General features: G+C 72.4%; 10 protein-coding genes and 1 pseudogene. 8 read left to right on the top strand and 3 right to left on the bottom strand.

What is annotated here, in order from left to right:
- Positions 1–29: 29 nt before the first annotated feature.
- On the bottom strand, positions 30–899 hold the full coding sequence (locus tag ACFYZB_RS17900) for a hypothetical protein (RefSeq protein WP_388759341.1): 870 nt from the start codon (positions 897–899) through the stop codon (positions 30–32).
- 152 nt (positions 900–1,051) lie between these two features.
- Entirely contained in the window at positions 1,052–3,361 is a 2,310-nt protein-coding gene (locus ACFYZB_RS17895; protein ID WP_388759503.1) for a glycoside hydrolase family 3 N-terminal domain-containing protein, read from the bottom strand.
- Between the two features lie 141 nt (positions 3,362–3,502).
- On the opposite strand from ACFYZB_RS17895, the gene ACFYZB_RS17890 reads away from it, so the two are divergent.
- The 6 genes and pseudogenes from ACFYZB_RS17890 to ACFYZB_RS17865 all read left to right on the top strand — a co-directional run bounded on the left by ACFYZB_RS17890 (position 3,503) and on the right by ACFYZB_RS17865 (position 10,298).
- Complete coding sequence (locus tag ACFYZB_RS17890; protein WP_388759339.1) at positions 3,503–4,546, top strand: LacI family DNA-binding transcriptional regulator; 1,044 nt, start codon at positions 3,503–3,505, stop codon at positions 4,544–4,546.
- A 153-nt stretch (positions 4,547–4,699) separates the two neighbouring features.
- Positions 4,700–5,198: pseudogene (locus ACFYZB_RS17885) on the top strand (endo-1,4-beta-xylanase); the annotation flags it as partial.
- Positions 5,199–5,345: 147 nt separating this feature from the next.
- On the top strand, positions 5,346–6,401 hold the full coding sequence (locus tag ACFYZB_RS17880; protein WP_388759337.1) for an LCP family protein: 1,056 nt from the start codon (positions 5,346–5,348) through the stop codon (positions 6,399–6,401).
- A gap of 120 nt (positions 6,402–6,521) precedes the next feature.
- The gene (locus ACFYZB_RS17875) at positions 6,522–6,878 is read left to right on the top strand and encodes a YciI family protein (RefSeq protein ID WP_351210458.1); all 357 of its coding nucleotides are present in this window, start codon (positions 6,522–6,524) and stop codon (positions 6,876–6,878) included.
- Between the two features lie 45 nt (positions 6,879–6,923).
- Positions 6,924–8,207 carry an RNA polymerase sigma factor gene (locus ACFYZB_RS17870; RefSeq protein ID WP_388759335.1) on the top strand — a complete coding sequence of 428 codons (1,284 nt, stop codon included), beginning with the start codon at positions 6,924–6,926 and terminating at the stop codon, positions 8,205–8,207.
- Between the two features lie 90 nt (positions 8,208–8,297).
- A complete protein-coding gene (locus tag ACFYZB_RS17865) occupies positions 8,298–10,298 on the top strand; it encodes a cell wall-binding repeat-containing protein (protein ID WP_388759333.1) in 2,001 nt (666 codons plus the stop codon).
- On the opposite strand, the gene ACFYZB_RS17860 is transcribed toward ACFYZB_RS17865, so the two are convergent.
- Positions 10,282–11,553, bottom strand: a complete 1,272-nt coding sequence (locus tag ACFYZB_RS17860; protein WP_388759331.1) for a methyltransferase domain-containing protein — start codon at positions 11,551–11,553, stop codon at positions 10,282–10,284. The two genes, ACFYZB_RS17865 and ACFYZB_RS17860, sit on opposite strands and share 17 nt — an antisense overlap.
- A 91-nt stretch (positions 11,554–11,644) precedes the next feature.
- Here ACFYZB_RS17860 and ACFYZB_RS17855 point away from each other — a divergent pair, with 91 nt between their 5' ends.
- Both ACFYZB_RS17855 and ACFYZB_RS17850 read left to right on the top strand, forming a co-directional pair.
- A complete protein-coding gene (locus tag ACFYZB_RS17855; RefSeq protein ID WP_388759329.1) occupies positions 11,645–12,562 on the top strand; it encodes a polysaccharide deacetylase family protein in 918 nt (305 codons plus the stop codon).
- A gap of 68 nt (positions 12,563–12,630) precedes the next feature.
- Positions 12,631–13,419, top strand: coding sequence for a polysaccharide deacetylase family protein (locus ACFYZB_RS17850; protein WP_388759500.1), 789 nt, complete (start codon positions 12,631–12,633; stop codon positions 13,417–13,419).
- The last annotated feature ends 284 nt before the right edge of the window (positions 13,420–13,703 follow it).

The following is a 13,703-nucleotide window of genomic DNA, read 5'->3' as shown; positions in this document are numbered from 1 at the left end:
CCCCGCAACATCCGGGGCGGGGTTTCGCGTCACCGGCGCCCGGCCCGCTCGGGCCGGACCGCCTCGGCCTCGGGTCCCTTCGTTGCCGGGGCCGCGGCCCGCCGCTCCTTGACGTGGGCGTAGCCCATCAGCCCGAACAGCACCGCGAGCAGCACCGCCGAGGAACCGGCCGTACCCAGGTCCAGGCCGCCCTTGGCGACCGGCTTGGTCAGGAAGTCGCCGGCCGTGGCGCCCAGCGGGCGGGTCAGCACGAACGCGATCCAGAAGAGCAGGACGTTCGGCACCGCCGGGACCCTCATCAGGGCGACCAGGACGAGCAGTACGCCGGTCACCAGGGCCGCGCCGCCCAGATAGCCCAGACCCGAACTGTCGGACAGGAAGTCGCCCATCGAGGTGCCGAGGGTGTTGGAGACGAGGATCGCCGACCAGAACAGGGCCTCGCCCCGGAAGGTGACGATCTCGGTGATCTGGAAGGTCATCCCGCTCAGCTTCCAGCCGAGGAAGATCAGCAGCAGGATCGAGATCAGGATCGCGGCGCCCTCCGGATAGCCGAGGCCCAGCCCCTGCGGGCCCCAGCCGAGCTTCGTCGCGCCGTTCGAGAGGTACTGGGCGCTGGCGTCCCGGTTCATGAAGTCGGACATGGTGGTGCCGGCCATGGAGGTCGACAGGATCACCGTCCAGTAGAAGAACGGGTTGTAGCGCGCGGAGCGCAGCTGCACCACCAGCGTCACGACGAAGACCAGGAACAGGGCGATGGTGGTGAGGAAGTAGCCGAGCTTGAGCGTCTGGGAGAACAGGTCTCCCGCGGTCTCGCCCAGGGTCGTCGCCGCGATCTTCATGATCCAGAACGCGAGGGTGACCTCGGGCAGTTTCTTCATGACGGATTTCGTCGTCGTCAAAACCGCTCCTGCCGGGTGGGGGGTGATCATTTACGCCCGACCCTGCCAGGGGCGACCTGAAAGCAGCCTGAACGCCCGTGTCAGGGGTCTTGCGAAACTTGGTTCGATGTGGTTGGGCCGCAGCCCCATACGTTCCACCCGGCCCCTGGTGTTCAATCGGTTCCCTCGGACACCTCCACCTCGCACCGCAGCCGCCGCTCGGCCCCCACCGTCCGTACCGGCCCGGTCAGCCGGATCCGTGCCGTGTGCCGCGCGTCCGTGCTCGACGCGGCCAGCCGCAGCTCCAGCGCGCCCGGCTCCACCACCCGTGCCCCGGTGCGGTCCGTGAACGCGGACAGATCGGCGTGGAAGCGGAAGGTCAGCCGGCGGGATCCGCCCGGGGCCAGCGCCACCCGCTGGTACCCGATCAGCCGTACGTCGGGCCGGGTCACGCTCGCCACCGGGTCGTGCAGATACAGCTGGACGACCTCGGCCCCGGCGCGGTCGCCGGTGTTGCGGACGGTGAGGGAGAGGTCGTACGAGCCGTCGGTCGGCATCCCGGCCTCGGGGGCGTGGACGTCCTCCCAGCTGAACGTCGTGTACGAGCGGCCGTGGCCGAACGGGTACAGCGGGGTCGGGTCCAGGCTGCTGACCTCGCCGGCCAGGCCCAGCGGGGGCTGGAGGTAGGTCCAGGGCTGGCCGCCGGGCACGCGCGGCACGCTCACCGGGAGGCGCCCGGAGGGGTTCACCCGGCCGGACAGCACCCCGGCCACCGCCGGTCCCCCCTCCTCGCCGGGGAAGAAGGCCTGCACGACCGCGCCGAGCCGGCCGTGCCAGCGGCCCAGGGCGTACGGCCGCCCGGTGAGCAGGACCAGCACCACCGGGACCCCCGTCGCCACCAGCCGGTCCAGCAACTCCGCCTGGACACCGGGCAGTTGGAGATCGGTGACGTCGCAGCCCTCGCCGGAGGTGCCCCGGCCGAACAGGCCCGCCCGGTCGCCGAGCACCGCCACGCACACGTCCGCCTCCGCCGCCCGGGCCACCGCCTCCCCGAAGCCGCCGGTGTCCGGGTCCGAGACCCCGCAGCCCTCGGCGAACGTGACCTTGGCGTCCGGGAGTTCGGACCGCAGCGACTGGAGCACCGTGGGGATCTCGATGCCCAGCGGGACCTCGGGGTGGTGGGTGAGGACATGGGAGGGGAAGGAGTAGCAGCCGAGCAGGGCGAGCGCGTCCGCCGCGCGCGGGCCGACCACCGCGATCCGGGTGTCGGGGGCCAGCGGCAGCACTCCGCCGGGGTTGTCCAGCAGCACCACCGATTCCTCGGCCAGCCGCCGCGCCACGGCCCGGTTCTCCGCCGAGTCCAGGTCCACCGGGCCCGCCGGCTCCGGCCGCCAGTCCGCGTCCAGCAGGCCGAGCTCGCACTTCTGCAGCAGCACCCGCCGGGCCGCGCGGTCCACCAGCGACTCCGGGATGCGGCCCTCGGTGACGGCGGTGACGAGCGGGGAGCCGTAGCACCTCACGGTCGGCAGCTCCACGTCGATGCCCGCGGCCAGCGCCCGGTGCGCCGCCTCCGCCTCGTCCGCCGCGACGCGGTGCAGGGTCTGCAGGAACCCGATGCCGAAGTAGTCGGCGACCACCGTGCCGGTGAAGCCCCACTCCTCGCGCAGCAGTTCGGTCAGCAGCCGCGGGTCGGCGGAGGCGGGTACGCCGTCGGTCTCGGTGTAGGCCGCCATCACCGAGCGGGCCCCGCCCTCGCGCAGCGCCATCTCGAAGGGGGGAAGGGTGATGTCCGCGAACTCCCGCACGCCGGCCCGCACCGGCGCCAGGTTCCGGGCGCCCGCCGAGGACGCGTACCCGGCGAAGTGCTTGAGCGTGGCGACGACCCCGGCCGACTCCAGGCCGCGTACGTAGGCGGTGCCGATGGTGCCGACCAGGTACGGGTCCTCGCCGATCGTCTCCTCGACCCGTCCCCAGCGCGGGTCGCGGACCACGTCCAGGACGGGGGCGAGGCCCTGGTGGACGCCGGACGCGCGCAGGTCGTGGCCGATGCGCCGGGCCATCTCCGTGACCAGCGCCGGGTCGAAGGCCGCGCCCCAGGCGAGCGGCACCGGGTACGCGGTCGCCCGCCAGGCCGTGAAGCCGGCCAGGCACTCCTCGTGGGCGACGGCCGGGATGCCGAAGCGGCCGGCGGCGGCGATCCGGCGCTGGGCCCGGGCGAGGGCCTGCGCTGCGAGATCCGGTTCCACGGGGGCGGTGCCGAAGGAGCGGGTCAGCTGGCCGAGGCCGTGGGTGATCAGCTCGTCCCAGTCGGCGTCGGGGGTCATCTCGCGCTGCAGGGGGGCGACGCCGTCTCCGTCCGTGGCGGCGCCCACCCACACGCCGTACAGCTGGGCGGCCTTCTCCTGCAGGGTCATCCGGGCGAGCAGGTCGGTCACGCGGGCGTCGGCGGACAGGGCGGGGTCGCGCCAAGGAGCGGTGGTCATGGAACTCCCGTCACTCTGACTGTCGCTCACGAAGGGATGCTGCGGTGCTACGAATGTTTCGAAGAAGATACCGAATGTTCCGGGAACCTATGGCGCGCGCACGCCTTCGTCAAGTGGGCAGGCGGGGATACGATCGCGGGCATGAAGCCTTCGAAGCCCGCAGGAACGGCCGGAGAGACGCAGACGGCGACCCTCGCCGAAATCGCCCGTGAGGCCGGGGTGTCGGCTCCGACTGTTTCGAAGGTGCTCAACGGCCGTGCCGATGTCGCCCCCGCGACCCGCACCCGGGTCGAGGAACTGCTGCGCACCCATGGCTACCGGCGCCGCCGCGCCGAGGCGTCCCGGTCGCCGCTGATCGACCTGGTCTTCCACGAGCTGGAGAGCGCCTGGGCGCTGGAGGTCATCCGGGGCGTGGAGAACGTGGCCCGGGATGCCGGACTGAGCGTCGTGCTGTCCGAGTCGGCCGGGCGGCTCACCCCGGGCCGGACCTGGGCCGACCAGGTGGCCGCGCGCCGCCCGCACGGCGTCGTGCTGGTGCTGTCCGGGCTCGACGAGTCCCAGCGGGCGCTGCTGACCAGCCGCTCCATCCCGTTCGTGGTGATGGACCCGGCCGGCGACCCGGGCCCGGACGTGCCGTCCATCGGCGCCACCAACTGGCAGGGCGGACTCGCCGCCACCCGCCATCTGGTCGAGCTCGGCCACACCAGGATCGGCGCGATCAGCGGACCGTCCCGGATGATGTGCAGCCGCGCCCGCGTCGACGGCTACCGTGCCGCCCTGGAGACGGCCGGCCTGCCCGTCGACCCCTCGCTGATCGTGGCCGGCGACTTCCACCACGACTCCGGCTACCGCCTGGGCCTGGAGCTGCTGCGCCGCCCCGACCGGCCGACGGCCGTCTTCGCGGGCAACGACCTGCAGGCGCTCGGCCTGTACGAGGCCGCCCGTGAGCTGGGGCTGCGCATCCCGGAGGACCTGAGCGTGGTCGGCTTCGACGATCTGCCGGTGGCCCGCTGGGTCGGCCCGCCGCTGACGACCGTACGGCAGCCGCTGACCGAGATGGCCGAGGCCGCCGCCCGGCTGGTGCTGGAGCTGGGGCGCGAGCGGCAGGAGCGGGCGGCGACCCGGGTGGAGCTGGCGACCAGCCTCGTCGTCCGCAGCAGTAGCGCGGCGCCCGCTGCCGGGTGACGGCGTTGGCCTGAAGTTGACGTATTGACGGGTGAGGTGGGCGCCCCCACACTCCTCCGAAGTCAATCGGTTGATCCACCGAAACTTTCGGAGGCGCCCCGCCATGAGAACGCTGAGACTCGGCTTGTCCCTCGCGTTCGCCGGGGCCCAGTTCAGCTCGCTCACCCCCGGCAACGCCATGAAGTGGGGGACCGTCTCGCCGCCTGGGACGTGGTCAACGAACCCTTCAACGACGACGGCAGCTACCGCTCCACGATCTGGTACAACGGCCTCGGCTCCGGCTACATCGCCGGCGCCCCGACCTGGGCGCACGCCGCCGACCCGGACGCCAGGCTGTACATCGACGACTACAACGTCGAGGGCGTGAACGCGAAGTCCACCGCCCTGTACAACCTGGTCAGGTCCCTGAAGGCGCGGGGCGTTCCCATCGACGGCGTCGGCCTGCAGGCCCATCTGGTCCTCGGCCACCGAGCTGGACGTACGCATGCGACTGCCCGCGGACAGCGCGAAACTCGCCCAGCAGAAGGCCGACTTCAACGCGGTCGTGGCCGCCTGCCCCGCCGTCACCCGCTGTGTGAACGTCACCCCGTACGACGAGAACTACCAGCCGAAACCGGCGTGCTACGGCATTGCACAGGCCCTGGGCGGGACCCGGCCGGTTTCAACGCGTCGCGGAGCGGCGGCAGTCCGGTACCGACCGTGACGCCGGGACGAGGCGCGGCAGGAGAAATTCCGAAGAAAACCGATTCTCGCGGCTTGCGCTAACAGTCCCCTAATAATTCGGACTTACGTTCCTGCCGTGACGCGACACACGAAGTACCAAGAGGAGCACGGCGAAGCAGGCAGACGGGTGGGCCGGCGGTCGGGAGCGCTGAAGATCGTCGGCCTCACCCTGGCGGGCGCCCTGGTGCTGGGCACGGCCGCGGTGGGCTGGGCGTACTGGCACCTCGACCACAACATCAAAAGCGTCGACATCAACAGCGCACTGGGAGACGACCGCCCGGCCAGGGCGGTGGTCACCCCCTCGGCCGCCGCCTCCCCGCTGCCGACCGGCTCCCTGAACATCCTGGTCCTCGGCTCGGACTCGCGCAGCGGCAAGGCCAACCAGGAGCTCGGCGGCGGCGACAGCTCCGGCGCCCGCTCGGACACGGCGATGGTCGTGCACCTCGACGCGGGCCGTACGAAGGCCACCGTCGTCAGCGTCCCGCGCGACACCCTCGTCACCCGCCCGTCCTGCCCGCTCGCCTCCGGCGGCTCGACGGCCGTGGCCTACGGCGCGATGGTCAACAGCGCCTACGCGGTGGGCGGGCCGGTGTGCGCGGTGAAGACCGTCGAGTCGATCACGGACATCCGCATGGACCACTACGTCGAGATCGACTTCTCCGGCTTCGCCAGGCTGGTCGACGCGCTCGGCGGGGTCGACGTGACCACCACGCAGAACATCGACGACGACCAGAGCCATCTGCACCTGAAGGCCGGCTCCCACCACCTCGACGGCAAGCAGGCCCTCGCGCTCGCCCGCACCCGGCACGGCATAGGCGACGGCAGCGACCTCGGCCGCATAGGGCTGCAGCAGATGCTGGTCAAGGCCCTGCTGGAGCAGATGGCCGCCACGAACCTGCTCACCGACCCGGCCAGGCTGTACCGGGTCGCCGACGCGGTCACCGCGAGCCTCACCACCGACACCGGCCTGGACTCCCTGAGCGAGCTGATGCGGCTCGGCCAGAGCCTGAGGGGCCTGACCGCCGACCGGGTCAGAACGGTGATGATGCCGGTCGTCACCGCCCCCTCCGACCCCAACCGGGTGATCGCGAAGGAGCCGGCGGCGCGCGAGCTGTGGGCGTCCCTGCGCTGAGAGAGACCGCGGAAAAACTGAAGAAAAAACTTCGGTGGGCGTGTCGATCCCGGTGTCTCGCGTTCGACGCATGGGTGAGTGGCGGGGACAGGCCCCGCCGCCCCGACCGAAGGAGCCACCATGCCCCGCTATCTCTCGCTGGTACGCGTCGACGAGTCCACCGCGCCGCCCGAGGGCCCCAGCCCCGAGCTGATGCAGCGGATGGGCGAGCTGATCGAGGAGATCACCAAGGCCGGCGTCATGCTCGACACCGCCGGACTCACCCCGCACAGCCAGGGCAAGCGGGTCCGCTGGGAGGGCGGCAGGCTCGCCGTCACGGACGGGCCGTTCACCGAGTCCAAGGAGGTCGTCGGCGGCTATGCGCTCATGCAGTGCAAGGACATGGACGAGGCGATCGAGTGGACCAAGCGGTTCCTGCAGACCCACGAGGAGTACTGGACCGTGACCTGTGAGGTCCGGGAGATCGCCGAGGGCTGAGCCGTCCCTGGCCTCGGGCCGCCCGGGGGTGTTGCATGGTGGGCTGTGGAACCACAGCCCACCCCAGCACGCCCCGCTCCCACCGCCGCCCACACCATCGAGACCGTCTTCCGTCTGGAGTCGCCCCGGGTCATCGCCGGCGTCGCCCGGATCGTCCGGGACGTCGGCATCGCCGAGGAACTGGCGCAGGACGCGCTGGTCGCCGCCCTGGAGCAGTGGCCCCGCGACGGCGTGCCCGGCAACCCCGGCGCCTGGCTCATGGCCACCGCCCGGCACCGCGCCGTCGATCTCGTCCGGCGCCGCGAGACCTACGCCCGCAAGCTCGCCGAGATCGGCCGCGACCTGCAGACGGCGCCGCCCGCGTACGACGCGCCCGCCGACCCGGACGACATCGACGACGACCTGCTCCGGCTCGTCTTCACCGCCTGCCACCCGGTGCTGTCGCCCGAGGCCCGCACCGCGCTCACCCTGCGCCTGCTCGGCGGCCTGAGCACGGCCGAGATCGCCCGCGCCTACCTCGTCCCGGAGCCGACGATCGCCCAGCGCATCGTCCGCGCCAAACGCACCCTGGCGAAGCAGAACGTCGCCTTCGAGGTGCCCTACGGCCCCGACCGCGAGGCCCGCCTCGGCTCCGTCCTGGACGTCATCTACCTGATCTTCAACGAGGGGTACGCGGCCACCACCGGCGACGACCTGCTCCGCCCCGGCCTGTGCGAGGACGCGCTGCGGCTGGCCCGCGTGCTGTCCGCGCTGATGCCCAAGGAGCCGGAGGTGCACGGCCTGACCGCACTCCTGGAGTTCCAGGCGTCGCGCACCGCCGCCCGCACCGGCCCCGACGGCACCCCCGTCCTCCTGAAGGACCAGAACCGCCGCCGCTGGAACCGCATGCTCATCGCGCGTGGCATCCGCGCCCTCGACCGGGCCGGTGCCACGGCGAGCGGGGCCCCCGGCCCGTACGCCCTCCAGGCGGCCATCGCCGCGTGCCACGCACACGCGTACACCTACGAGGAGACCGACTGGCGCACCATCGCCACCCTCTACGGCCTGCTGGCGGCCCGCGCCCCGTCCCCGGTGGTCGAGCTGAACCGCGCGGTCGCCGTGTCGATGGCCGACGGCCCGGCCGAGGGGCTGAGGCTGGTGGACGCCCTGACCGCCGAACCCGCCCTGCGCGACTACCACCTGCTGCCCAGCGTCCGCGGCGACCTGCTGGCCCGCCTCGGCCGTACGGCTGAGGCCCGCGCGGAGTTCGAGCGGGCAGCGGGCCTGGCCCGCAACGACCGCGAGCGGCAGTTGTTGATCGCGAAACTGCATTCCCTTACCGGTCACTGACGGTCTACATTTGCGCGGCCGCCACGCAACCGGCGTGACACCTTCCGCCGGTGGGGCGGCACCATCCGTTACCTGTGGGGGGTACACCCTTTGTCGTATCTCAGATCCTCCGCGCGCCGAAGACTCGTCGCGCTCTCCGTCGCCACGGCCCTGACCGCCGGCACCGGCGCCGTGCTGGCCCCGGGCGCCTCGGCCGGCACCTCCGGCTGGACCGCCACCGCCGGCATCCTGACCGGCGACCTGGACGGCGCCGTCTCGCAGCTGTACGAGGACGGCACCGCGCCCGTGGTCCGGGTGAAGAACGCCATGAAGCCCGCCTGGTCGCCCGACGGCAGCCGCATGGCCTACGTCAACCAGTCGACCGGCCGCGTCAACGTGGTCGGGCACGACTTCACCGGGCCGGTGGAGCTGCCGGTCAACACCACCAGTTCGATCCTCGCCGACGACCCGACCTTCTGGTGGGGCGGCAGCCGGGTCGTCTTCACGCTCGGCGGGCGGCTGCGCGTCGCCCCGTCCGACGGCAGCCGCACCCAGCAGCACCTGTTCGCCACGGCTCAGGAGGGCTGCGACAGCCAGCCCAGCGGCGCCGTCGACGGCAGGCTGGCGTTCATCCGCTCGGGCACCACGTGCAGCGGCGACACCCGCTACGGCGCCGTGTGGCTGTACGACGGCGCGGCCGGCACGTTCAAGCAGCTGGTCACCGGGAAGGCGAACGCCCCGGCCATCTCCCCGGACGGCACCAAGGTCGCCTACACCGTCGGCTCCAAGCTGTACACGGTGAACGTGGCCGACGGCGCGGTCACTTCGCTGCTGCCCGACGAGACCGGCGCCATCAGCAAGCCCGCCTGGTCGCCCGACGGCACCCGGCTGGCGTACCAGCTGACGACGGCCTCCGGTGACCAGCAGGACCAGGTCCTCGACCTGGCCGCGAACACCACCGAGGTCCTCTACGACTCGCCGGCCACCACCAAGGGGGACCTCGCCTGGCAGCCGCTGCGCAAGAACGCCGTCGGCCGGGTCTGGGGCGCCGACGCCCAGGGCACCGGCATCGCCGGGTCCCGCTGGACCTGGAACACCCTCGGCAAGAGCGAGCCGGGCCTGATGAACGCCTCCTCCGCCGTCCTGGTCTCCAAGGACAGCCAGGCGTACGCGCTGACCGCGCCCGCCCTCGCGGGCAAGAAGCACGGCCCGGTCCTGATGACCTCCGCCGGCGCGCTGGACTCGTCGGTGCAGACCGAGCTCAAGCGGATCCTCAAGCCGGGCGCGAGCGTCTACCTGATCGGCGGCACGTCGATCCTGAGCAGCACCGTCGCCTCCAAGGTCAGCTCGCTCGGCTTCACCCCGAAGCGGCTGGCGGGCACCTCCCGCTACTCGACCTCGGTCGCGGTGGCCAAGTCGGTCACCAGCGCCCCGGACTACGTCTTCATCGCCACCGGCACCGACTACCACTCGGCGCTCGCCGCCGCGTCGGCCGCCGGCGCGGACGGCACGAGCAGCAAGGCGGTCGTCGTGCTCAACGACGACAACTCGCTGACCGCGTCCGTGAAGTCGTACCTCAACGGCCTGGACCCGCGGCACACCTACATGATCCCGGTCGGCGCCTCGGCGAAGTACGCGCTCACGCACACCTCGTTCTCCAACTGGCCGTCGACGTACACCTACTACCCGATCACGGCGAGCACCCACGAGGGCACCGCCGCCGCGCTCGCCCGGTTCTGGTGGTCCGGCCCCAGCAACGCGGCCCTCGTCTCCACCGGCAGCTGGCGCGATGGCACGACGGCCGCCTCGGCGATGAACGTCTTCGGCCCGCTGCTGTGGACGTCCGTCGACCCGCTGTCCGCCGACACCAAGTCCTACCTGGTCAAGGGCGCCGCGAACATCAACGGCCTGGCGGCCTTCGGCGGCACCGGCTCGGTGTCGACGGCGGCGCTGAACTCCGCGGGCACCGCGATCAGCGCGAGCAGCAGCCAGTGGACGTACACGCCGTACTACAACGGCCTGGAGCCGCCGACGAGTTCGCCGGCCGCCCCGCAGCGGGCGGCCACGGTCGCGCCGGACCTCGGAGCGCTGCGCACTACGGCAGCGCAGTAGCCGCGGGCGGTGTCGCGGGGGCCCCGATCAGCATGGTCGGTGCCCCCGCGACCCGGGTGAGGAAGACGGTCGCCGCGTTCGGACCGTGCGGCTTGACCTTCCTGCGCAGTTCCTCCGGCTCGACGGCCGAGCCGCGCTTCTTCACGGTCAGCGTGCCGACCTCGCGCTCCCGCAGCAGGGCCTTCAACTTCTTGACGTTGAACGGGAGTTGGTCGGTGATCTCATAGGCGGAGGCGTACGCCGTGGGGCGCGGTTCGTCGGCGGTCACGTAGGCGATGGTGGGGTCGATCAGGCCGCCGCCCAGGTGCTCGGCCACCTCGGCGACCAGATGGGCGCGGATGACGGCGCCGTCGGGCTCGTACAGATAGCGGCCCACCGGCCGGACCTCCGGGTCGGGCAGCCCTCTGCCGAGCAGCGTGCGCGGGCCGGGCAGCAGGGTGGCGCGCACCGCGCCCGGCTCGGTGCCGAACCAGAGCACCGCCTCCTTGACGTCCCCGCCGTCCGAGATCCACTCGGCCTCGGCGTCGGCGGGAACGACCTCGTGCGGGATGCCGGGCGCCACCTTCAGCGCCGCTCGGGGTGCCCTGCGGGCGGCCTCGACCGCCCAGGAGAGGGGCGGGGAGTAGGCCTCGGGGTCGAAGATCCGCCCGCCCGTCGCCCGGCCACCGCCCCCCACCGGCGCTCCCCCGGTGCCGAAAGCCTGGGCGGACCCCCGTCGCGCGGCCCCTCCTGATCGCCCACCCCGCCGGGCGGGGTCGACGAACACGGCGTCGTAGCCGCCCTTGTCGACCTCCGTGACATCCGCCTCGCGCACCTCGATCAGCTCGCCCAGCCCCAGCGCCTCGGCGTTCGCCCGTGCCACGGAGGCGGTCGCCGGATCCCGGTCCACGGCCAGCACCCGGATCCCCGCCCGGGCGAACGCGATCGCGTCCCCGCCGATCCCGCAGCACAGGTCGGCGACCGAGGTCACCCCGAGGTTCCTGAACCGCTCGGCCCGGTAGGTGGCGACGCTCGTCCGCGTCGACTGCTCGACCCCGTTCGGCGTGAAGAACATCCGCCCCGCGTCCGCCGCCCCGAACTTCGCCGCAGCCCGCTGCCGCAGCCGGGCCTGGCCGAGCGCGGCCGACACCAGCTCGGCGGGGTGCTCGCGGCGCAGCCGGGTGGCGACGGAGAGTTCGTCGGCCGGGTGGGTGTCGCGGACCTCGTCGAGGAGGGCACGGCCTTCGGGGGTGAGGAGGAGAGCGAGGTCGTTCACCGGGTCATTGTGGGCCAGTCGGTGGATCGTGCGCCTCCCGGCGGCGGTGTCGGCCCGGGCTGGGGGTTCCGGGCTGGGAGGATCCGACACCATGCGAGCAGTCGTACAAAATGATAAAAACCGGGCTGGTCGTGGGCGTCGGGTCCTCGACTGTGGAGTCGCCGCGCTGGCCTGTTCCGCCCTTTTGTCCAGTTGTGCCGGCTCGTCCGACGCGGCCCGCCCCGCCGCGCCCGGTCACGGCGGCCCGGTGCGCGTCCTGAGTCCCCAGGACCGCCAGGCCGCCGAACACGCCCGCCTCGTCGCCGCGGCCAGACGCTGGGGCCTGGCCGGGGTCCCGCTGACGCCGCCCCCGCCGCCCCGGGAGAAACCGGAGATCACCGCCCGGGCCGGCTTCGAGGTGACCCACCAGGAGGACTGGGACCTGCCGCCCGTCTTCACCACGATCCCCACCAAGCAGAAGATCGTCTTCCTCACCATCGACGACGGCTCGGAGAAGGACCCGAAGTTCCTCCGGATGATGCAGGACCTGAAGGTCCCGTACACCGCCTTCCTCAGCAACTACCTGGTCAAGGACGACTACGGCTACTTCCGGAAGATGCAGTCCTACGGCCACACCCTCAACAACCACACCCTGCACCACCCCTACCTGCCGGGTCTGTCCTACGAGGAGCAGAAGGACGAGATCTGCGGGATGCAGGACGTCATGAAGAAGCAGTTCGGCAGGCGCCCGACGGTCTTCCGGCCGCCGTACGGCAACTACAACCAGGACACCCTGCGCGCCGCCAAGGCCTGCGGCATCAGATACGCGCCGATCTGGAACGAGGAGGTCTACGTCGACCACTGGGAGTACCGCGAGGACGACCAGAAGATGCGCCGCGGCGACATCGTCCTCACCCACTTCCGCGGCCGCTCCGACTGGAACGGCACGATGGTCGACGACATGCGCCGCTTCCTGGACAAGGTCACGCGCGAGGGCTACGCCGTGGCCCGCCTGGAGGACTACCTGTGAGGCCGGGGCGGGGGTACCGGGGAGCGGGCTCCGGACGACGTCACCCGGGCCGGTGCCTCGCCGCGCTCCTGGCCTCGGCCCTCCTCCTCGCCGGCTGCGCCCAGTCCGTCGACCCCATCGAACGCCTCGGCAAGAAGGCCGCCGAGGGAGTGCACCCGCACGGACCCGCCCCCGACCAGACCTACCGCCGCTGGGGCCTGACCGAGCCCCTCGCCCGCCCGCCGCAGCCCGCCGCCCGTGCCCTGGCCCTGACCCCGGGCGCCGGCGGCCGCACCCTGCCCCGCGTCCTGGACCACGTCCCCACCCGCGACCCGGTCGTCTTCCTCACCTACGACGACGGCGCCGAACACGACCCCCGCTTCGTCGACATGGTCCGCGAACTCCGGCTGCCGGTCAGCATGTTCCTCACCGACAGCGTCGCCGGCCCCGCCTACGGCCACTTCGCCCGCCTGCACCGGCTGGGCGCCGGCATCCAGAACCACACCCTCGACCACCGCGTGCTCGCCGGACTGCCGTACGCCGGGCAGCGCGCCGAGATCTGCGGCCAGCAGGACCGGCTCGGGTCCCGCCTCGGCCTGCGCCCCCGCCTCTTCCGCCCGCCGTACGGCTCGTACGACACCACCACCCTGCGCGCGGCCGCCGACTGCGGCATCTCCACGGTCGTCCTCTGGCGCGCCGCGATGACCCCGACCGACCTCGTCTACGCGCACGGCGAACACCACCTGCGCCCCGGCGACATCATCCTGGTCGGCCCGGACGAGACGACGGGCCCGAACCTCAGGGAACGCACGGCCAGGGTCCTGCGGAGGGTGCAGCAGCGAGGGCTGACGGCAGGGCGGCTGGAGGACTACCTGTAGAGCGTTCATCCAGCGCCGGTCGGCTTGATCAGCCCGTCCGGCGTGTGAGGACGAGGCCGTCCAGGCCGGAGCGGGGGTCCGGGGGGCGGCAGCCCCCTGGGACGGCGGGGCAGCACCGGCCCACCAGGCACCCGGCGCGGACGGGATTCTGCCGACGCGCCGCACGGCATTGGCACTCCGCTTGACCGAGTGCTAATCGCGGTCATAGTCTCGGCTCTGGCACTCCCCCCTGGAGAGTGCCAACAAAGCGACGGGCAGGTCCGGCACCCGCGACGACGGATCGA

Origin of the sequence: Streptomyces sp. NPDC001852 (assembly GCF_042891825.1) — a bacterium.
Taxonomy (GTDB): Bacteria; Actinomycetota; Actinomycetes; order Streptomycetales; family Streptomycetaceae; genus Streptomyces.
The sequence above is the reverse complement of the archived record's forward strand: the minus strand, read 5'-3'. Positions and strand labels throughout refer to the sequence as shown.